Annotated in this window: 16 protein-coding genes, 1 tRNA gene, 1 pseudogene and 1 riboswitch; of the genes and pseudogenes, 8 read left to right on the top strand and 10 right to left on the bottom strand. The window is 66.5% G+C overall.

The window, feature by feature from the left end; genetic code table 11:
* The 3 genes and pseudogenes from ACHFFA_RS11665 to metH form a co-directional block, all read left to right on the top strand.
* Positions 1-179, top strand: a pseudogene (locus ACHFFA_RS11665) (methylenetetrahydrofolate reductase [NAD(P)H]); the annotation flags it as partial.
* Positions 176-1,222 (top strand): homocysteine S-methyltransferase family protein, encoded by a 1,047-nt coding sequence (locus tag ACHFFA_RS11660; RefSeq protein WP_394271003.1) that lies wholly within the window; start codon positions 176-178, stop codon positions 1,220-1,222. The pseudogene ACHFFA_RS11665 and the gene ACHFFA_RS11660, both read left to right, overlap by 4 nt.
* Before the next feature lie 96 nt (positions 1,223-1,318).
* A complete protein-coding gene (metH, locus tag ACHFFA_RS11655) occupies positions 1,319-3,931 on the top strand; it encodes a methionine synthase (protein ID WP_394271002.1) in 2,613 nt (870 codons plus the stop codon).
* On the opposite strand, the gene ACHFFA_RS11650 is transcribed toward metH, so the two are convergent.
* A complete protein-coding gene (locus ACHFFA_RS11650) occupies positions 3,928-4,644 on the bottom strand; it encodes a PEPxxWA-CTERM sorting domain-containing protein (protein WP_394271001.1) in 717 nt (238 codons plus the stop codon). The two genes, metH and ACHFFA_RS11650, sit on opposite strands and share 4 nt — an antisense overlap.
* 125 nt (positions 4,645-4,769) lie before the next feature.
* Positions 4,770-5,969: a cation:proton antiporter gene (locus ACHFFA_RS11645; RefSeq protein WP_394271004.1), complete on the bottom strand. Its 1,200-nt coding sequence runs from the start codon at positions 5,967-5,969 to the stop codon at positions 4,770-4,772.
* A gap of 157 nt (positions 5,970-6,126) precedes the next feature.
* Positions 6,127-6,224, top strand: a riboswitch (glycine riboswitch).
* Positions 6,225-6,392: 168 nt separating this feature from the next.
* On the opposite strand from ACHFFA_RS11645, the gene gcvT reads away from it, so the two are divergent.
* Genes gcvT through gcvPB form a run of 4 tightly spaced genes read left to right on the top strand, consistent with a single transcriptional unit; the run spans position 6,393 to position 10,927 of the window.
* Positions 6,393-7,541 carry a glycine cleavage system aminomethyltransferase GcvT gene (gene gcvT, locus ACHFFA_RS11640; RefSeq protein WP_394271000.1) on the top strand — a complete coding sequence of 383 codons (1,149 nt, stop codon included), beginning with the start codon at positions 6,393-6,395 and terminating at the stop codon, positions 7,539-7,541.
* A gap of 4 nt (positions 7,542-7,545) precedes the next feature.
* On the top strand, positions 7,546-7,917 hold the full coding sequence (gene gcvH, locus ACHFFA_RS11635; RefSeq protein ID WP_394270999.1) for a glycine cleavage system protein GcvH: 372 nt from the start codon (positions 7,546-7,548) through the stop codon (positions 7,915-7,917).
* A 44-nt stretch (positions 7,918-7,961) separates the two neighbouring features.
* Entirely contained in the window at positions 7,962-9,323 is a 1,362-nt protein-coding gene (gcvPA, locus tag ACHFFA_RS11630; protein ID WP_394270998.1) for an aminomethyl-transferring glycine dehydrogenase subunit GcvPA, read from the top strand.
* The gene (gene gcvPB, locus ACHFFA_RS11625) at positions 9,320-10,927 is read left to right on the top strand and encodes an aminomethyl-transferring glycine dehydrogenase subunit GcvPB (protein ID WP_394270997.1); all 1,608 of its coding nucleotides are present in this window, start codon (positions 9,320-9,322) and stop codon (positions 10,925-10,927) included. The genes gcvPA and gcvPB overlap by 4 nt, the downstream gene beginning before the upstream one ends.
* Positions 10,928-10,966: 39 nt before the next feature.
* On the opposite strand, the gene mmsB is transcribed toward gcvPB, so the two are convergent.
* The 8 genes from mmsB to ACHFFA_RS11585 form a co-directional block, all read right to left on the bottom strand.
* Positions 10,967-11,836, bottom strand: a complete 870-nt coding sequence (gene mmsB / locus ACHFFA_RS11620; protein WP_394270996.1) for a 3-hydroxyisobutyrate dehydrogenase — start codon at positions 11,834-11,836, stop codon at positions 10,967-10,969.
* A 1-nt stretch (position 11,837) separates the two neighbouring features.
* Positions 11,838-12,107 (bottom strand): hypothetical protein, encoded by a 270-nt coding sequence (locus ACHFFA_RS11615; protein WP_394270995.1) that lies wholly within the window; start codon positions 12,105-12,107, stop codon positions 11,838-11,840.
* Positions 12,092-12,874 carry an enoyl-CoA hydratase-related protein gene (locus ACHFFA_RS11610; RefSeq protein ID WP_394270994.1) on the bottom strand — a complete coding sequence of 261 codons (783 nt, stop codon included), beginning with the start codon at positions 12,872-12,874 and terminating at the stop codon, positions 12,092-12,094. The genes ACHFFA_RS11615 and ACHFFA_RS11610 overlap by 16 nt, the downstream gene beginning before the upstream one ends.
* On the bottom strand, positions 12,871-13,917 hold the full coding sequence (locus ACHFFA_RS11605; RefSeq protein WP_394270993.1) for an enoyl-CoA hydratase/isomerase family protein: 1,047 nt from the start codon (positions 13,915-13,917) through the stop codon (positions 12,871-12,873). Before ACHFFA_RS11605 ends, ACHFFA_RS11610 begins: the two co-directional genes overlap by 4 nt.
* An 86-nt stretch (positions 13,918-14,003) precedes the next feature.
* Positions 14,004-15,149 (bottom strand): acyl-CoA dehydrogenase family protein, encoded by a 1,146-nt coding sequence (locus ACHFFA_RS11600; RefSeq protein WP_394270992.1) that lies wholly within the window; start codon positions 15,147-15,149, stop codon positions 14,004-14,006.
* Positions 15,150-15,215: 66 nt separating this feature from the next.
* Positions 15,216-15,536 (bottom strand): I78 family peptidase inhibitor, encoded by a 321-nt coding sequence (locus ACHFFA_RS11595; protein WP_394270991.1) that lies wholly within the window; start codon positions 15,534-15,536, stop codon positions 15,216-15,218.
* Positions 15,536-16,015: a hypothetical protein gene (locus ACHFFA_RS11590; protein WP_394270990.1), complete on the bottom strand. Its 480-nt coding sequence runs from the start codon at positions 16,013-16,015 to the stop codon at positions 15,536-15,538. Before ACHFFA_RS11590 ends, ACHFFA_RS11595 begins: the two co-directional genes overlap by 1 nt.
* Positions 16,016-16,029: 14 nt before the next feature.
* On the bottom strand, positions 16,030-17,529 hold the full coding sequence (locus tag ACHFFA_RS11585) for a CoA-acylating methylmalonate-semialdehyde dehydrogenase (protein WP_394270989.1): 1,500 nt from the start codon (positions 17,527-17,529) through the stop codon (positions 16,030-16,032).
* A gap of 152 nt (positions 17,530-17,681) precedes the next feature.
* Here ACHFFA_RS11585 and ACHFFA_RS11580 point away from each other — a divergent pair.
* Positions 17,682-17,755: transfer RNA gene (locus tag ACHFFA_RS11580), tRNA-Gly, on the top strand.
* The last annotated feature ends 2 nt before the right edge of the window (positions 17,756-17,757 follow it).

Raw genomic sequence — 17,757 nt, 5'->3', positions numbered from 1 at the left:
AGGGGCTCGACGAACGGCCCGAGGCGCGCCAGCTGGTTTCCGCCACCATCGCCGCCGAATTGTGCCGCCGGCTCTATGCGGGCGGGGTCCGGCAATTCCCTTTCTACCCCCTCAACCGCGCCGAGCTGAGCTATGCGAGCTGCCACATGCTCGGCCTGCGCCCCAAGGTCGCCGCATGAGCAAGAGAGACGCGTTCGAAGCCGCCGCCGCGCATGCCATCCTGATCAAGGACGGCCCCTACGGCACCGAGATCCAGCGCGCCGGGCTGTCGCCTGCCGACTATGCCGGCAATACCGGGCTGGCGGCTGACCAGAAGGGCAATAACGATCTCGTCAATCTGACTCAGCCGCAGGTGATCCGCGCCATCTGCGGCAGTTACATCGCCGCCGGGGCGCACATCTTGGCGACCAATACCTTCAACGCCAACCGCATCAGCCAGGCGGATTACGGGGCGGAAGGCCTTGTGCGCGAAATCAACCTCGCCGCCGCCCGGATCATCCGCGAGGCGGTGGACGAGGCAAGCGCGCGGGACGGGGTGCCACGTTTCGTGGTCGGCGCGGTCGGGCCGACCAACAAGACCCTCTCGCTGTCCCCCGATGTCGAGGATCCGGGCTTCCGCGAGGTCGATTTCGACACGATCGTCTCGGTCTACCGCGAACAATGCGCCGCCCTGATCGAGGGCGGGGTGGACTTCATCCTCGTCGAGACAGTGTTCGATACGCTCAACTGCAAGGCCGCGTGCCTTGCGGTGCGCCAGCTCGAGAGAGAGCTGGGGCGGGACATCCCGTTGATGCTGTCGCTCACCCTGACCGATCTTTCCGGGCGCAACCTCTCGGGCCATACGATCGAGGCGTTCTGGTACACCGTGCGCCACGCCCGCCCGCTGACCATCGGGCTCAATTGCAGCTTCGGGGCGGAACAGCTGCGCCCCTATGTGCAGGTGCTGTCCGACATCGCCGATACCTATCTGATGGCCTATCCCAATGCGGGCCTGCCCAACGATCTTGGCGAGTATGACGAGCTGCCCGAGACGACGGCCTCGCTCACCCGCCTGTGGGCAGCCGATGGGCGGATCAACGCGCTGGGCGGATGTTGCGGTTCGACGCCGGCGCATATCGCCGCGATGGCGCGCGCCGTTGCCGGGCTGACGCCGCGCAAGGTGCCCACAGCGGCGCCCGGGATGCGGCTTGCCGGGCTGGAGCCGTTCACCCTTGCGGCGTAACCGGTCACGTTATTCCAGCGAAAGCCGGGATCGCCTTCAACTCCGTCCGGTGATTTCGGACAAGACCCCGCAATTTGCCGGGATGACGGACAAACAATGACCCAGCTTTCTACCGCCCGCTTCGTCAACATCGGCGAGCGGACCAATGTCACCGGCAGCGCCCGGTTCAAGAAGCTGATCATGGCGGACGATTATGCCGCCGCGGTCGAGGTGGCGCGCGATCAGGTGGAAAACGGCGCGCAGATCATCGACGTCAACATGGACGAAGGCCTGCTCGACGCAAAGCACGCGATGACGACCTTCCTCAAGCTGATCGCCGCCGAGCCCGATATCGCCCGCGTGCCGGTGATGATCGACAGCTCGAAGTGGGAGGTGATCGAGGCCGGGCTGAAATGCGTCTCGGGCAAGCCGATCGTCAATTCGATCAGCATGAAGGAAGGCGAGGCGGCGTTCCTCGATCAGGCCCGCACCTGCATGGATTACGGCGCCGCCGCGGTGGTGATGGCGTTCGACGAGACCGGGCAGGCCGATACCCGGGATCGCAAGGTCGAGATCTGCGCCCGCGCCTACGATCTCCTGACCGGGATCGGCTTTCCGGCCGAGGACATCATCTTCGATCCCAACATCTTCGCCGTCGCCACCGGGATCGAGGAACATGACCGCTACGCCCTCGACTTCATCGAGGCGGTGGCCGAGATCAAGCGCCGCTGCCCTCACGCGCATACCAGCGGGGGGCTCTCCAACCTCTCGTTCAGCTTCCGCGGCAACGAGACGGTGCGCCGCGCGATGCATTCGGTGTTCCTCTATCACGCGATCCCCGCCGGGCTCGACATGGCGATCGTCAACGCCGGCCAGCTCGACGTTTACGACCAGATCGACCCGGCGCTGCGCGAGGCGGCCGAAGACGTCATCCTCATGCGCCGACCGGACGCGACCGAGCGGTTGATCGCGCTTGCCGAAAGCTACAAGGGCGTGTCCGCCGCTGACGAGAAGGCCGAGGAGGAATGGCGCGGCTGGCCGGTCGCGCGGCGGCTGGAGCATGCGCTGGTCAAGGGGATCGACGCTCATGTCGTCGCCGACACCGAGGAAGCGCGGCAGAGCTTTGCCCGCCCGATCGAGGTCATCGAAGGCCCGCTGATGGACGGGATGAACGTCGTCGGCGACCTGTTCGGTTCGGGCAAGATGTTCCTGCCGCAGGTGGTCAAGTCGGCCCGCGTGATGAAGAAGGCGGTCGCCCACCTCATCCCCTTCATCGAGGAGGAGAAGGAGGCAAGCGGCCTCGCCGACCAGTCCAAGGGCCGCATCGTCATGGCGACGGTCAAGGGCGACGTTCACGACATCGGCAAGAACATCGTCGCCGTCGTGCTTCAGTGCAACGGCTACGAGGTCATCGACCTTGGCGTCATGGTGCCGTGGCAGCGCATTCTCGAAGCCGCGCGCGAGAGCGGAGCCGATATGATCGGGCTTTCCGGCCTCATCACCCCCTCCCTCGACGAGATGGTGACGGTGGCCGAAGAAATGACCCGCGCCGGCCTGACCATCCCCCTGCTGATCGGCGGGGCGACCACCAGCAAGGTCCACACCGCGCTCAAGATCGATCCTGCCTATGAGGGGCCGGTAATCCATGTCCTCGACGCGAGCCGCGCGGTCGGAGTGGCGAGCCGCCTGCTTAGCGATACCCAGCGCGACGAGTTCGTCATCACCACGGCGGCGGAATACGGCAAGGTGCGCGATGCGCGCGCGGGCAAGGGGCAGAGCGTGCTGCTGACGCTCGAGGAGGCGCGAGCAAACTTCTACGACGCCTTCCTGTCCGACAAGGCCGCCCCGCCGCTCAAGCCCGGGGTGCACGAATTCGCCGACTGGGATCTTGCCGACCTGCGCCGGTATATCGATTGGACCCCGTTCTTCCGCGCCTGGGAACTGCACGGGGTCTATCCCGCCATCCTGACCGACGAGGTGGTGGGCGAAACTGCGACCCAGCTGTTCGCCGACGCCAATGCCATGCTCGACCGGATCGTGGGCGAAAAGTGGGTGACCGCGCGCGGGGTCGCCGGGTTCTGGCCCTGCGCCCGCGATGGCGACGATGTGACGATCTACGACGCGGAAGGGGAAACGCGCACCGTCCTGCCGTTTTTGCGCCAGCAGGTGAAGAAATCGCGCGACCGGGCCAATATGTGCCTAGCCGATTTCATCGACCCGGCGGGCGACTGGATCGGCGGCTTCGCGGTCGGCATCCACGGGATCGAGCCATATTCCGCCGCCTTCCGCGAGGACCGCGACGATTATTCCGACATCCTGCTGAAAGCGTTGGCCGACCGGCTGGCCGAAGCCTTTGCCGAAGCGCTGCACCGGTACGTCCGCACCGACCTGTGGGGATACGCACCGGGCGAGCAGCTGACCAACGAGGCGCTGATCAAGGAGCAGTATCGCGGTATTCGCCCCGCGCCCGGCTACCCCGCCTGCCCCGATCACAGCCTCAAACCGATCCTGTTCGATCTGCTGAACGCGGGCGAGACCGCCGGCCTCACCCTCACCGAAAGCTTCGCCATGCTGCCCACCGCGGCGGTCAGCGGGTTCTATTTCGCCCACCCGGAAGCGGCGTATTTCGGTGTCGCGCGGATCGGGCGCGACCAGCTGGAGGATTACGCCCGGCGGCGCGGGATCGGCATCGATCAGGCGGAACGCTGGCTGCGGCCCAACCTCGACTAGGCGTAGGCGGGCCGCCGTTCCCGCCGCCGCAGGAAACCGCCGATCGCTCCGAAGCCGAGGATGAGCAGCGCCCAGGTGGAAAGCTCGGGCACTGCGCTCGAAACCGCATCGACGCGAATGTTATCGAGGCCGAATGCTTCGTCGCTGCCGCCCTGCCAGCCGCTGCCGCCGACCTGGAAGGTGAAGACGGCAGTGGCGGCGGTATGCGTCAGCCCGCCAAGGGTCACCCGGTAGACCGTGTCGCGGTCGAAAAACGGGGAGGAATCGCCAAACCCGTACGGTGCGGGGTCGAAGATGAGAGTCGCCGAGCCGGGCACAAACAAGGTGCCGCTGGCATTGTTGGGCGAAATGCTCGCGATCAGCGTTCCGTCCAGCAGGACTTCGAAGAAATCGCCCTGCGGGAAGCCCTGGGACGAGCCGTCCCAACTGTTCCAGGCGAGGAAATCGAACTCGATCGACAGCGCGTCATGCGGCGTGAGACCGCTCAGCGTCAGAACGCTGGCGCCCGCCGGACCTGTCACCGTGGTGTCGTTGTAGAGATGCCCCTGGCCGAAGTCGGCGGTCGGCAGCGTGCCCGGCGATTCGATCGTTCCCTGACCAGAAAACTCCGCCGGCATCCCGCTTTCGAAGTCGGTCGTAAAGACGGTTTGAGCGGAGGCCGGAACGGCGAAGGCCGCCGCTGCCGCGACGAGGGTGTACCCGACGAGTTTCATGCGCTTTCCCCACTATAGAACTGGTTAAGCGCGACCCGCTGCGGCTGGTTTCGCGCCGATCAGGTACGACTCGCCGCGGCGATCTTTATACTATGTTAAGCATCGGCACAAACTACCAATGCCGATCAAGCCTCGCGGTCCCGTACCGCGGCCAACCGGCGCAGCAAGGGGGCGGCGAACGGGATGGTGAGCATCGTGCTTGCCACCGCCATCAGCAGCAGCGCGGTGAAGGCGGTGCCGGTGATGATCTGCTTGTCGAGCAGGATGTTGGCGAAGATGATCATGATCAGCGCCTTGGTCTGCAAAAGCCAGCCGATCAGCCGCGCCTCGCCCTTGGCCCAGCCGAGCAAGCGCCCGGCCAGCGCCACCCCGGCAAGCTTGCCGGCGACCGAGGCGGCCAGCAGCAGCGCCGCCGCGCCGAACACCAAGGCCCCGCCGACTTCCCACCGGGTCCGCAATCCGGTCGACAGGAAGAACACCGGCATGATGGTGAGGAGCACGATGGTACGGAACCGGTCCATCGCCCGGTGCCCGTACCAGTCCGCATCGAGCACTGCGCCGGCAAGGAACGCGCCGACCATGAAGTGCAAGCCCGACCAGTCGCCGGCAAGACCGCACAGCGCCAGCCAGATCAGCCCCACTGCCCAGCGCTCCGTTTCCGCCAGCCGCGGAACCAGCCGCCTCATCCCCCAGGCGGCAAGCGCGAAGGCGAGGAAGAACAGCGCCTGCCGCCCGATCCTCTCCCAATCCAGCAGGATCAGCGCGAGGACGGCCCAGATGGCGATGTCGTCGAGGCTGGCATAGCGCAGGATCCGCTGGCCAAGCGGGGCGCGCAGGATGTCGAGCTTCTCCATCAGCAGCACCAGAATGGGCAGGGCGGTGACGGCGCAGGCCATGCCAAGGCCGAGCACCACCTGCCACTCCTCGCCCAGCGGTCCGCGCCAGCCCTCGAACCGCACCAGCACCAGCGCCGCCAGCGCCCCCAGCAGCAGCGGCGCGCCTAGCGCGAGACCGGCGGTGATGCCGGTTTCGCGACGGTGGCGCCAGGCGGCCGACAGGTCGAGTTCGACCCCGGCGATCCAGACGAACAGCATCACCGCCCACAGCGCGACGCCGTTGAGCATGGCGGTCACCTCGGGCCGGAAGACGAAGGCGTGGTACTCGGGAAAGGCGGCACCCAGCACGCCCGGACCGAGCACGATGCCGCCGATGATCTGCACCACCACCAGCGGGGCCCAGTAATCGGTCCGCAGCAGCCGCCAGACCAGCCACGGCCCGGCGAAGATGATGACAAGCGCGATGAGATAGACCTCGTTCACCGTCATCGCGTGGCCTGTCATGCGCGGGCTGTGCCCCGGCCGGAGGGGCCGGGCAAGTCCCCCGGGCCGCTTTTCCCGCGCGCCGCATCGCTCCGGCGTTGACCGCGCGGGTCCGATGGCGCAGGGCATCGCGGGTCGGCATGGCGGAAGCGATTCTTCCCTGCAGGCACGCGCGGGAGAGCCCGCGGGGGTTTGCCGCCCCCCGGCGCCGAAGGAGCAACCGCCCCGGAAACTCTCAGGCAAACGGACCGCGCGCGGCCAGCGACACTCTGGAAAGCGCGCCTCCTTTGCGGGGGCGCCACCGAAGGGGTAAGCCTGCGCCGCCCGGTGGCCGCGTCGGCCAGTCTCTCAGGTTCACCCGACAGAGGGGGCAACACGTGGACCGCGCCTCGCCACCGGGGTGTTGCCGCGCTGTCGGGAAGGACTTGGATGAGCGAGGATACCGAAGCCGCGCCGGAGACGCAGACCCTGCCGCTCGATGCGTGGCATCGCGAACGCGCCGCCCGCATGGTCGAGTTCGCGGGCTACTGGATGCCGATCCAGTACACCGGCGAAGGGGGCGGAATCATTCCCGAACACGAATGGACCCGCAATCATGCCGGGCTCTTCGATGTCAGCCACATGGGCCAGCTGATGGTGACGGGCGAGGGGGTTGAAGCCGCGCTCGAGGCGGTGCTGCCGATCGATCTGTCGACGCTCAAGCCGGGGCGCATCCGCTATTCGCTGCTGCTCGACGACAATGGCGGCGTGCTCGACGACCTGATGGTCACCAACGTGACCCCGCCGGGCGGGGCAGCGGAATATTACCTGGTGGTCAACGGGGCGACCAAGTGGGACGACATCGCCCACCTGCGCGAGCACCTGCCCGACGAGGTGACCCTGACCCATGAAGAGGATCGCATCCTCCTCGCGCTGCAGGGCCCCGAAGCGGCGGCGGTACTGGAGCGGCTTGTGCCGGGCGTCACGCAGGAGCTTGTCTTCATGCAGGGAACCGCGCGCGAATGGAACGGCGCGATGCTCGGCATCGGGCGGTCAGGCTATACCGGCGAGGACGGGTTCGAGCTCAGCTACCCTGCCGAGCGCGCCGCAGAACTTGCCGATGCGCTGGTGGCGGACGAGCGGGTGCGCCCGGTCGGGCTGGGCGCGCGCGACAGCCTGCGGCTGGAGGCGGGTCTGCCGCTCTACGGCCATGACATGACGCCCGATACCTCGCCGATCGAGGCCGGGCTTACGTTCGGGATCAACAAGCGCCGCCGCAGCGAAGGGGGTTTCCCCGGCGCGGAGCGGGTCCAGCGGGAGCTGGCGCAAGGCCCGTCGCGCAGCTGGATCGGCCTGGCGGTCGACGGGCGGCTTCCCGCGCGTGAAGGCGCGGCGGTGTTCGCCGGCGATACGCAGGTCGGCACCGTCACCAGCGGCGGCTTTTCGCCGACTCTCGGCCGTCCGATTGCGATGGCCTATGTCGATGCCGGGTACACCGCGCCCGATACCGCGCTTGAGATCGAGGTGCGCGGCAAACGTCTGTTGGCGAAGGTCGCCCCGACGCCCTTCGTCCCCCACCGCTATCACAGAGGGAAGTGACACGATGGCACGCTATTTCACCGACGAACACGAATGGCTCGACATCGATGGCGATACCGCCACCGTCGGCATCACCGATTATGCGCAAGGCCAGTTGGGCGACATCGTCTTCGTCGAATTGCCGGCGGCCGGCACCGCGCTGATTAAGGGCGGCGATGCGGCGGTGGTCGAAAGCGTCAAGGCGGCGAGCGACGTCTACGCCCCGATCGACGGCGAGGTGACCGAAGCCAATGCCGCGCTCGAGGACGATCCGGCGCTGGTCAACACCGATCCGCAGGGCGGGGGCTGGTTCTTCAGAATGTCCGTGGGCGACAAGAGCCAGCTCGACGGTCTGATGGACGAGGCTGCCTACACGAGTTTCTGCGACGGGCTGTGACCATGACCCCCCTCCCTTTCAGGGGAGGGGCGATGGAGAAATCGATGCGCTACCTACCCCTGACCGATGCCGATCGTACGGCGATGCTGGAAACGATCGGCGCCGCCGATATCGACGCGCTGTTTGCCGATGTGCCCGAGGAAGCCCGCCTGTCGGGCCCGATCGAGGGCCTGCCGCTGCACGCCAGCGAAATGGCGGTGGAACGGCACATGCGCGCGCTCTCGAAGAAGAACCTTGCCGCGGCCGATGCGCCGTTCTTCCTCGGCGCGGGGGCATATCGCCATCACGTGCCCGCCTCGGTCGATCACATCATCCAGCGCGGCGAGTTCCTCACAGCCTACACCCCCTATCAGCCGGAAATCGCGCAGGGCACCCTGCAGATGCTGTTCGAGTTCCAAAGCCAGGTCGCCCGGCTCTATGGCTGCGCGGTTGCCAACGCCTCGATGTACGACGGCTCGACCGCCTGCTGGGAAGCGGTGGCGATGGCGGGGCGGATCACCCGCAGGAAGCGGGCGGTGCTGTCGGGCGCGCTGCATCCGCATTACGCCGAAGTCGTCAAGACGATGGCCAAGTTCACCGAAGACGAGATTGCCCATGCGGCACCCTCGCTGACTCCGCAGCCCGACAATGACGGCCTGATCGCCCGGATCGACGATCAGACCAGCTGCGTCGTGGTACAATATCCCGATATTCTCGGTCGTCTGCCCGATGTGCGCGCGATCGCGGAAGCGGCGCACGCCAAGGGCGCGCTGCTGATCGTGGTCAATACCGAGCCGGTGGCGCTTGGCGCGATCGAGGCGCCCGGAAACCTTGGTGCGGACATCGTGGTGGGCGAAGGACAGTCGATCGGCGTCGGCCTGCAATTCGGCGGGCCCTATCTGGGCCTGTTCGCGGTCACCAACGAAAAGCACACCCGCCAGATGCCCGGGCGCCTGTGCGGCGAAACGGTGGACGCGGCGGGCAAGCGTGGCTTCGTCCTCACCCTCTCCACCCGCGAGCAGCACATCCGGCGCGAAAAGGCGACCAGCAATATCTGCACAAACAGCGGTCTGTGCGCGCTCGCCTTCAGCGTTCACATGACGTTGCTGGGCGAGGAAGGGTTGCGGCGGCTGGCGGCGGAGAACCACCGCCTCGCCTGTCTTGCCGCGGACCGGTTGGCCAAGGTGCCGGGGGTGACGGTGCTGAATGAAAGCTTCTTCAACGAGTTCACCGTGCGGCTGGGCCAGGATGCCCGCGCCGTGGTGCGCCGGCTTGCCGATGACGGGGTGCTGGCAGGGGTCTCGCTCGGCCGGTTGTATCCGGGCGAGGCAGGTCTTGCCGACGGCCTCGTCGTCGCCGTCACCGAAACCACCAGCGAGGAGGATATCGAAGCCCTCGCCGCCGCGCTTGAAGGAGCCCTGGCATGAACGCCCCCAACGCCTCGGGCTGGCGCCCCGGCACCCCGCTTGCCGATCACGAGGCGCCTGCCGTCCCCGATACCGTCACCGGTAACCGCGCCCTGATGCTGGAAGAGCCGCTGATCTTCGAGATCGGCAGCAATACGACCACCGGGGTCGATTTGCCGAAGGTTCCGGGCGGGGCCAACCGGCTTGGCGGGCTTGAACGCAAGGACGCGATCGGCCTTCCGGGGCTGAGCGAGCCGGAGACCGTTCGTCACTACACCCGCCTCAGCCGGCAGAACTATGCCATCGACCTGGGGCTGTTTCCGCTCGGCAGCTGCACGATGAAGCACAATCCGCGCCTGAACGAGAAAGTTGCGCGGATGCCCGGCTTTGCCGATGTCCACCCGCTGCAACCGGTCGATACGGTGCGCGGCGCGCTGGAGGTTATCAACGAGCTGGCGCACTGGCTGATCGACCTCACCGGAATGCACGGCGTCGCAATGAGCCCCAAGGCGGGCGCGCATGGCGAGCTGTGCGGCATCCTCTGCATCCGCGCCGCGCTGGAGGCGCGCGGCGATGCGCGCAAGGTGGTGCTGGTGCCGGAGAGCGCGCACGGCACCAATCCTGCGACTGCGGCCTTCGCCGGCTACAAGGTCGAGGACATTCCCGCGACTGCCGAAGGGCGGGTCGATCTGGAGGCGCTCAAGGCCCGGCTCGGACCCGATGTCGCCGCGGTGATGATCACTAATCCCAACACCTGCGGGCTGTTCGAGCGTGACATGAAGGCGATTTCCGATGCGGTCCACGCGGCGGGCGGGTTCGTCTATTGCGACGGGGCCAACTTCAACGCCATCGTCGGCAAGGTGCGTCCCGGCGACCTCGGCGTCGATGCGATGCACATCAACCTCCACAAGACCTTCTCCACCCCCCACGGTGGCGGCGGGCCGGGTTCGGGGCCCGTGGTGCTGAGCGAAGCATTGGCTCCCTTCGGGCCGCTGCCGTTCACGGCCAAGGGCAAGGACGGCGTCGTCCACCTTGTCGAGGAAGAGAACGCGGCCGAGTTCGACCATACACGGGCGTTCGGCCGGATGACCGCCTTTCACGGGCAGATGGGCATGTTCACCCGCGCGCTGACCTACATCCTCAGTCACGGGGCCGACGGGCTGAAGCAGGTGGCCGAGGATGCGGTTCTCAACGCCAACTACCTTCTGCGCAGCCTCGACGACGTGCTCGATGCGCCGTTCGGGTCCAGCGGGCCGTGCATGCACGAGGCGCTGTTCAGCGACCAGGGCTTTGCCGAGGGGTTCTCGACCCTCGATCTGGCCAAGGCCCTGATCGACGAGGGTTATCATCCGATGACCATGTATTTCCCGCTGGTGGTGCATGGCGCGATGCTGGTCGAACCGACCGAGACGGAAAGCAAGGCCGCGCTCGACCAGTTCATTCTGGCGCTGCGCAGCGTGGCCGAGCGGGCCAAGGCCGGCGACGAGAGCTTGAAGAGCGCGCCGCATTACGCGCCCCGCCGCCGGCTGGACGAGACGCTGGCGGCCAGAAAGCCGATGCTTGCGTGGCAGGAACCGTCGCCCCCGGGCGGCGAGCCGGCGCGCAGCGAGATCGGCGGGCAGTAAACCCACGGTGTCCCCGCCTGCGCGGGGGCACCTGGCTCGTCAATAGGTCGTGATGATCGCCGAGAAATCGCGCCCGCCATTGCCGGCGCCGGCGAAATCTTCGTAGAGCGCCGCCGCGCGGCTGGAGAGCGGCACCGCGGCACCGGCCTCGTCCGCGGCCTCCATCGCCAGCCGCAGGTCCTTCAGCATCAGCGCAGTTGCGAACCCGCCCTGATAGTCGTTGTCCGCCGGGCTGGCCGCGCCCACGCCGGGCATCGGGGTATAGGTGTTGAGCGACCAGTTCTGCCCGCTCGATACGCTTGAAATCTCGTAGAACTTCTGCGGATCGAGGCCCAGTTTCTCAGCCATCTTCATCGCCTCGGCGGTGCCGATCATGTGGACCGCCAGCAGCATGTTGTTGCAGATCTTGGCCGTCTGGCCGGCTCCCGCGGCCCCGGCGTGGATGACCGCCTTGCCCATCGCCCCGAGCACCTGTTCGGCACGCGCGAAGGCCTCGTCGCTGCCGCCGACCATGAAGGTGAGGGTACCGCCGCTCGCCGCCGCGATCCCGCCGCTGACGGGCGCATCCACCATGGCATAGCCCTTCGCTTCCGCGTCTGCGATCACCGCCTTCGCGGTGGCGACGTCGATGGTCGAACAGTCGAGCAGCACCGCGCCTGCCGGGGCGTGGCCGAACACGCTGCCTTCGTAGACCGATTTCACGATCTCGCCGTTCGGCAGCATGGTCACAACCGCTTCAGCATCCTCGACAGCCCAATCAGGCTCGCTGAAGGTTGTGCAGCCAGCATCGTCAGCCTTTTGTCGCGCTTCCTCGTTGAGATCGAAGGCACATACGTTGTGACCCGCCTTGACGAGATTCGCGGCCATCCCGCCGCCCATGTTGCCGAGGCCGATGAAGGCGATTTTCATGTCACTCTCCCAAAAGTGAAAGGACCGCCACGCCGCCAAGGATCATGAGCGGTCCGAATATCAACATGAGCACCGGCTGGACATAGGCCATCATCCGGTCCCATCGATTGAATGGCAGGGGCTTGTCTTCATTCCCTGCCTTGAGGATGGCCGCTTCGATCAAATTGATCCGTTCTTCGCGGCGGTGACGCCATCCATCGATGCCGAACCAGACAAACAGCGCGCCGAAAGTCAATAGGCCGAGACCTTTGAGAATTACCGCCCCTTCCACTTGCCCTCACGCTTCTCGACGAACGCGGCCATGCCTTCGGTCTTGTCCTCGCTCGCGGCGAGAATCTGGAAGATGCGGCGTTCGACGATCAGCCCCTGGTCGAGCGTCGTCTCGAAGGCGGCGTTGACCATTTCCTTGTTGGCGATGGCGGCCATCGGCGGCATCGCGGCGATAGTCTGGGCGGTCTTCATCGCCTCGTCGAGCAACTCGCCATGCGGCACCACGCGCGCGACGAGGTTGCTGCGTTCGGCTTCCTCGGCCCCCATCATCCGCCCGGTGAGGCACATCTCCATGGCTTTCGACTTACCGATCGCCCTGGTCAGCCGCTGGCTGCCGCCCATGCCGGGCGCGACGCCCAGCTTGATCTCCGGCTGGCCGAACTTCGCGTTCTCGCTCGCGATGATGAAGTCCGCCATCATGGCAAGTTCGCACCCGCCGCCCAGCGCGAAGCCGTTGACCGCGGCGATCCACGGCTTGCGGGTCTTGCGCACGATCTCGCTGGTCCACGGCGAGAAGAAATCCTCGAGGTAGAAATCCGCCGCGGCCTTTTCACTCATTTCCTTGATGTCGGCCCCGGCGGCGAAGGCCTTGTCACCGCTACCGGTGAGGACGGCGCACAGCTGGCTGCCATCGGCCTGATAGGCGGCGAAGGCCTCTGTCAGCTCGGCCAGCACCTGGCTGTTGAGGGCGTTGAGCGCCTGCGGGCGGTTGAGGGTGATCAGCGTGACGGCACCGCGCGCTTCGACGGTGATGGCTTCGTAAGTCATAGGGGTTTCCACTCCTCGTCGGCGGGCAGGGGGGCGAAAATCTCGTCGAGCAAGTCCTCGCTCACTTCTTCAGGCGTCGCCGGGTTCCATCGGGGGTCGCCTGTCTTGTCGACGATCACCGCGCGCACGCCTTCGGCAAAGTCCGGGCGGGTGATGACGCGGCTGGCGATGCGATATTCCATCGCCATGTTCCGGGCAAATGTGTCGAGGCCGGCGCTTTCATCCAGCTGCCGCAACGCGACCTTGCAGGTCTGCGGGCTTTTCGTGCGGAGCGTCGCCAGCTCCTTGGCCGCCCATTCGCTGTCGTCTTCTTCGAGGCTGGCGAGAATGTCCTCGAAGCGGTCCGAGGCGAAGTGGCGGGCGATCCGTTCGCCGTTCTTCTCGATCCGCGCCTCAGGCGGGGTGACCGAGAGTTCGGACAGGATGCCGCCGATTCGCGCCGGACTGTCGGCAATGCGGGCCTTGGCCTCGGCCAGCTTGTCGGCGGGGAGATAATGCGTCGCGATCCCCGCCCACAGGCATTCCGACCCGTCGAGCCGGGCGCCGGTCAGGGCGAGGAACTGGCCAAGCCGCCCCGGCAGGCGCGACAGGTGCCAGCCACCGCCGACGTCGGGAAACAGGCCGATGCCGGTCTCGGGCATGGCGAAACGGGTGTTCTCCGTCGCGACCCGGTATTTCGCGGGCAGCGCCAGCCCGACCCCGCCGCCCATCGTGATGCCGTCCATGAACGCCACCACCGGCTTGTCATATTCGAACAGCTGATGATTGAGCTGGTATTCGTCGTGAAAGAACCGCCGCCCCGATGCGCCGCCATCGTTGAGCGCGGAATGGCGCAGGAAGGCAATATCGCCGCCGGCGCAGAACCCGCGGCCCTCGGCGTGATCCAGCATGACTGCCTCGATGCCGTCGTCCCCGGCCCATTCGCGCAAGGCCGCGCTGATTGCGTGGCACATGTCGAGGGTCAGCGCATGAAGCGCCTTGGGCCGGTTGAGCGAGACATGGCCGGCGGCGCCGTGGCGGTGGAGGAGAACGTCGTCAGTCATACACAATCCGTTCGGTTCAAGCCTGATCGGGTAGGGTTCGCAAAGGTCGTTCCGGCCATGCCCGCGCCAGCCAGCGCCTGCCAGTGTTACTGTCGCAGCAGGTCACGGCCCACGATCATCCGCATGACCTGATTGGTGCCTTCAAGGATCGAGTGGACCCGAAGATCGCGCCAGAACCGCTCGATCGGGTATTCCTTCAGATAGCCGTAGCCGCCGAACAATTGCAGCGCGTCGTTGACGATGCGGCTGCCATTGTCGGTCGCCAGACGCTTGGCCATGGCGGAAAAGCGGCTCTTGTCGGGCGCGCCATCGGTCACCTTGGCAGCGGCGAGATAGAGCAGCGCGCGCGCCGCTTCGAGATCGGTGGCCATGTCGGCCAGCATGAACTGGGTGTTCTGGAAGTCGGCCAGCGGGGTGTCGAACTGCTTGCGGTCCTTGGTATAGGCGACCGCTTCGTCGAGACAGCGCTGCGCCCCGCCCAAGGAGCAGGCCCCGATGTTGAGCCGCCCGCCATCCAGTCCCATCATCGCGAACCGGAAGCCTTCGCCTTCGTCGCCCACGCGATTGACGGCCGGCACCCGGGCATCTTCGAAAATCACCTGCGCGGTGGGCGAGGCGTTCCAGCCGAGCTTCTTCTCCGGCTTTCCGAACGAGACGCCGGGCGTGTCCTTGTCGACCACCAGGCAGGTGATGCCCTTGGTCTTGTGGTCCCCGGTGCGAACCATGGTGACGTAGACATCGTTGACCCCGCCGCCGGAAATGAACTGCTTGGTGCCGTTGACGATGTAGTCATCGCCGTCGCGCACGGCCTGGGTCTTGAGCCCTGCGGCATCCGAGCCGCTGCCGGGTTCGGTCAGGCAATAGCTGGCAAGCTTCTCCATGCTGACGAGATCGGGCAGATAGCGCGCCTTGACCTCGGCGCCGCCGAACTGGTCGATCATCCAGCTGGCCATGTTGTGGATCGAGATGAAGGCGCTGGTGGTGGGGCAGCCATAGGCCATCGCCTCCATGATCAGCGCCGCCTCCAGCCGGCCGAGCCCGATGCCGCCGCTTTCCTCGCTGACATAGATCGCGCCGAAACCGAGGTCGGCCGTGCTCTGGATGACCTCGCGCGGGAAGATGCTGTGCTCGTCCCATTCCGCGGCGTGGGGAGTGATGTTGTCGGCGGTGAAGCGCTGCGCCATCTCCTGGATCGCAAGCTGCTCTTCGGTGAGCTGGAACTGTCCTGTCATGGCCGGCGCATTAGCGCCGCCGGCAGGGCGAGGGAAGGGGATAGGCGGCAAGGATCTGCACGGCGTCTATCCGCAATAGATCCGTTCGATCGTCCCTTTCGCATCATAGACGATGTTCAGCCGATCCTCGCGGTAATCCATGGTGAAGGCCGTATCCGGCCCGCCCCAGCGCAGGTTGCGGGCCTTGCTCATGGCCAGCGCGCTGCGGCCGATCGCCTCGCCCGCCTTGCGGCCGATGAACTGCTGCGCCTCGGCCGCGTCGCAGATGGTGCCGGCGGGCGGCTGGGGACTTGCCTGAAGCTCGCCCGAGGGCGCGGATGCCAGCGTGGCACAGCCGCCGAGCGGCAGAGCCGCCAGCGCGGCGAATACAGGGAGGGGCATACGCATCACGTGGGGCACCTTTCGTAGAGGAGCAGTTCCGCCGCGGCCTCCGGCCCGTATTCGGTCCGCTCGAGCCGGTCTTTCCCGCCGATCAGCCGCAATTGCATCTCGCGGGTCCACTCCATGCCTTCGCCGGTAAAGGCGAAGGTCGCACGTACGAGATCGGGCTGCGAAGCGGTCACCTCGCCCAGCGTGCCGCGCGATTCGTAGAAGCGCAGGGTTTCAGGTCCGACTTCGAGCAGGCCCTTGTTGTCGCCCCGGGTCGATGTGCAGTCCGCCGATACCAGGCCCCAGCGCCCCTGCAGCGCCGCGGGAATTTCGGCTGCTGCGGGAACGGCGCGATCGCCGGAAGCCGCGTCAGCCGGTCTGCTGACGGCTGGGGTGGAGGGGGCATCGCTTTGCTCTGCCGCCGGTTCCGGCTGCGGAGCGGTATCGTTGCAGGCTGCAAGCAGCGCGAGCGATGCAAGGGCGATCGAAATACGCATGACCGGCTTGCTCCTCAACCCATGGTGGGGATGACGAAGGCGTTGGACCCGTCTCCCCCGCCATCGGGCCAGCGCTGGGTGACCTTCTTGTTCTTGGTCCAGAACTTGAGACCTTCCTGCCCGTACTGGTCGATGTCGCCAAAGCCCGAGCGCTTCCACCCGCCGAAGCTGTGATAGCTGACCGGCACCGGGATCGGTACGTTGATGCCGACCATGCCGACATTCACCCGCGCGGCAAATTCGCGCGCGGCGTGGCCGTTGCGGGTGAAGATGGCGACACCGTTGCCGTATTGGTGCTCGCTCGGCAGGCGCACCGCGTCCTCGAAATCCCTGGCGCGCACCATCTGGAGGACGGGGCCGAAGATTTCTTCCTGATAGCTGGTCATCTGCGGCGTCACGCGGTCGAGCAGGGTGGGGCCGACGAAGAAGCCCTTCTCGTGCCCTTGCAGGCTGAAGCCGCGTCCGTCGATCACCACCTCGGCCCCTTCCTTCTCGGCCGTGTCGATCCACTGTTCTATCCGGGCCTTGTGTTCGGGCGTGACGACCGGGCCGTAATGCGCGTCCTTGTCGTTGGAAACGCCGACCCGCAGCGCATGGATCGCAGGGATCAGCTTTTCGCGCAGCTTGTCGGCCGTGTCCTCGCCCACCGGCACCACCACGGGCAGCGCCATGCAGCGTTCGCCCGCCGAGCCGAAGGCTGCGCCGGTCAGGTCGTTCACCACCTGGTCGAGGTCGGCATCTGGCATGACGATGCCGTGGTTCTTCGCCCCGCCGAATGCCTGCACCCGCTTGGCGTTGGCGGTGCCGCGCGAGTAGATGTACTGCGCGATATCGGACGAGCCGACGAAGCTGATCGCGGCAATGTCGGGATGATCGAGGATCGCGTCGACCAGTTCCTTGTCGCCGTGGACCACCTGCAACAGGCCTTCGGGCGCACCGGCTTCGATGAAGAGTTCGGCCAGTCGCACCGGCACGCTCGGATCGCGCTCGCTGGGCTTGAGGATGAAGGCATTGCCCGCCGCCGTCGCCATGCCGAACATCCACATCGGGATCATCGCCGGGAAGTTGAACGGGGTGATCCCCGCCCCGATGCCGAGCGGCTGGCGCACCGAATAGACGTCGATCCCCGGCCCCGCACCTTGCGTGTACTCGCCCTTCAGCGCCTGCGGAATGCCGCAGGCATATTCGATCACCTCAAGCCCGCGCTGGATATCGCCGTGGGCATCGTCGACCACCTTGCCGTGTTCGCTGGCGAGCAGTTCGGCGAGCGCCTGCTTGTTCGCCTCGACCAACCGCTTGAACTCGAACATCACCCGCGCGCGGCGCTGCGGATTGGTCGCCGCCCATTCGGGCTGTACCTTGCGCGCCTCGGCCACCGCGTGATCGAGCAGCGCCGCATCGCCCAGCGCCACTTCGGCCTGCACCTCCCCGGTCGAGGGATTCCAGACCTTGTGCGTGCGCGGCGGCGTGCCGCCGCCCGAATGGTTGGCAATGACGTGATCGATCGTTCGCATGGGTACTGGCCTCTCTTTTTCGGAAAACGGCCTAGGCGGGCGGGGGGTCCGAGCGCAATCGTTTCGTCGGTCCTTCGTCGAGCGGTCGCGGCCGGTCGCCGGAAAATGCGGTTGACCGCGAACCGCGCCGGTTGCAAGGGCGCTGGACAGGCGCGGGTGTAGCTCAATGGTAGAGCAGCAGCTTCCCAAGCTGACGACGAGGGTTCGATTCCCTTCACCCGCTCCAGC

It is taken from the genome of Qipengyuania sp., assembly GCF_043423005.1.
Classification (GTDB): domain Bacteria; phylum Pseudomonadota; class Alphaproteobacteria; order Sphingomonadales; family Sphingomonadaceae; genus Qipengyuania.
Note: the sequence above shows the minus strand (reverse complement) of the source record. Positions and strands in the feature narration are given on the sequence as shown.

What these genes read in the sequence shown, in the direction of transcription:
- metH (WP_394271002.1), top strand. Translation starts at nt 1,319, where the DNA reads ATGACCCAGCTTTCTACCGCCCGCTTCGTCAACATCGGCGAGCGGACC.
- gcvT (WP_394271000.1), top strand. Translation starts at nt 6,393, where the DNA reads ATGAGCGAGGATACCGAAGCCGCGCCGGAGACGCAGACCCTGCCGCTC.
- ACHFFA_RS11660 (WP_394271003.1), top strand. Translation starts at nt 176, where the DNA reads ATGAGCAAGAGAGACGCGTTCGAAGCCGCCGCCGCGCATGCCATCCTG.
- gcvH (WP_394270999.1), top strand. Translation starts at nt 7,546, where the DNA reads ATGGCACGCTATTTCACCGACGAACACGAATGGCTCGACATCGATGGC.
- gcvPB (WP_394270997.1), top strand. Translation starts at nt 9,320, where the DNA reads ATGAACGCCCCCAACGCCTCGGGCTGGCGCCCCGGCACCCCGCTTGCC.
- ACHFFA_RS11595 (WP_394270991.1), bottom strand. Translation starts at nt 15,536, where the DNA reads ATGCGTATGCCCCTCCCTGTATTCGCCGCGCTGGCGGCTCTGCCGCTC.
- ACHFFA_RS11610 (WP_394270994.1), bottom strand. Translation starts at nt 12,874, where the DNA reads ATGACTTACGAAGCCATCACCGTCGAAGCGCGCGGTGCCGTCACGCTG.
- ACHFFA_RS11585 (WP_394270989.1), bottom strand. Translation starts at nt 17,529, where the DNA reads ATGCGAACGATCGATCACGTCATTGCCAACCATTCGGGCGGCGGCACG.
- ACHFFA_RS11645 (WP_394271004.1), bottom strand. Translation starts at nt 5,969, where the DNA reads ATGACGGTGAACGAGGTCTATCTCATCGCGCTTGTCATCATCTTCGCC.
- ACHFFA_RS11590 (WP_394270990.1), bottom strand. Translation starts at nt 16,015, where the DNA reads ATGCGTATTTCGATCGCCCTTGCATCGCTCGCGCTGCTTGCAGCCTGC.
- mmsB (WP_394270996.1), bottom strand. Translation starts at nt 11,836, where the DNA reads ATGAAAATCGCCTTCATCGGCCTCGGCAACATGGGCGGCGGGATGGCC.
- ACHFFA_RS11605 (WP_394270993.1), bottom strand. Translation starts at nt 13,917, where the DNA reads ATGACTGACGACGTTCTCCTCCACCGCCACGGCGCCGCCGGCCATGTC.
- ACHFFA_RS11650 (WP_394271001.1), bottom strand. Translation starts at nt 4,644, where the DNA reads ATGAAACTCGTCGGGTACACCCTCGTCGCGGCAGCGGCGGCCTTCGCC.
- gcvPA (WP_394270998.1), top strand. Translation starts at nt 7,962, where the DNA reads ATGCGCTACCTACCCCTGACCGATGCCGATCGTACGGCGATGCTGGAA.
- ACHFFA_RS11600 (WP_394270992.1), bottom strand. Translation starts at nt 15,149, where the DNA reads ATGACAGGACAGTTCCAGCTCACCGAAGAGCAGCTTGCGATCCAGGAG.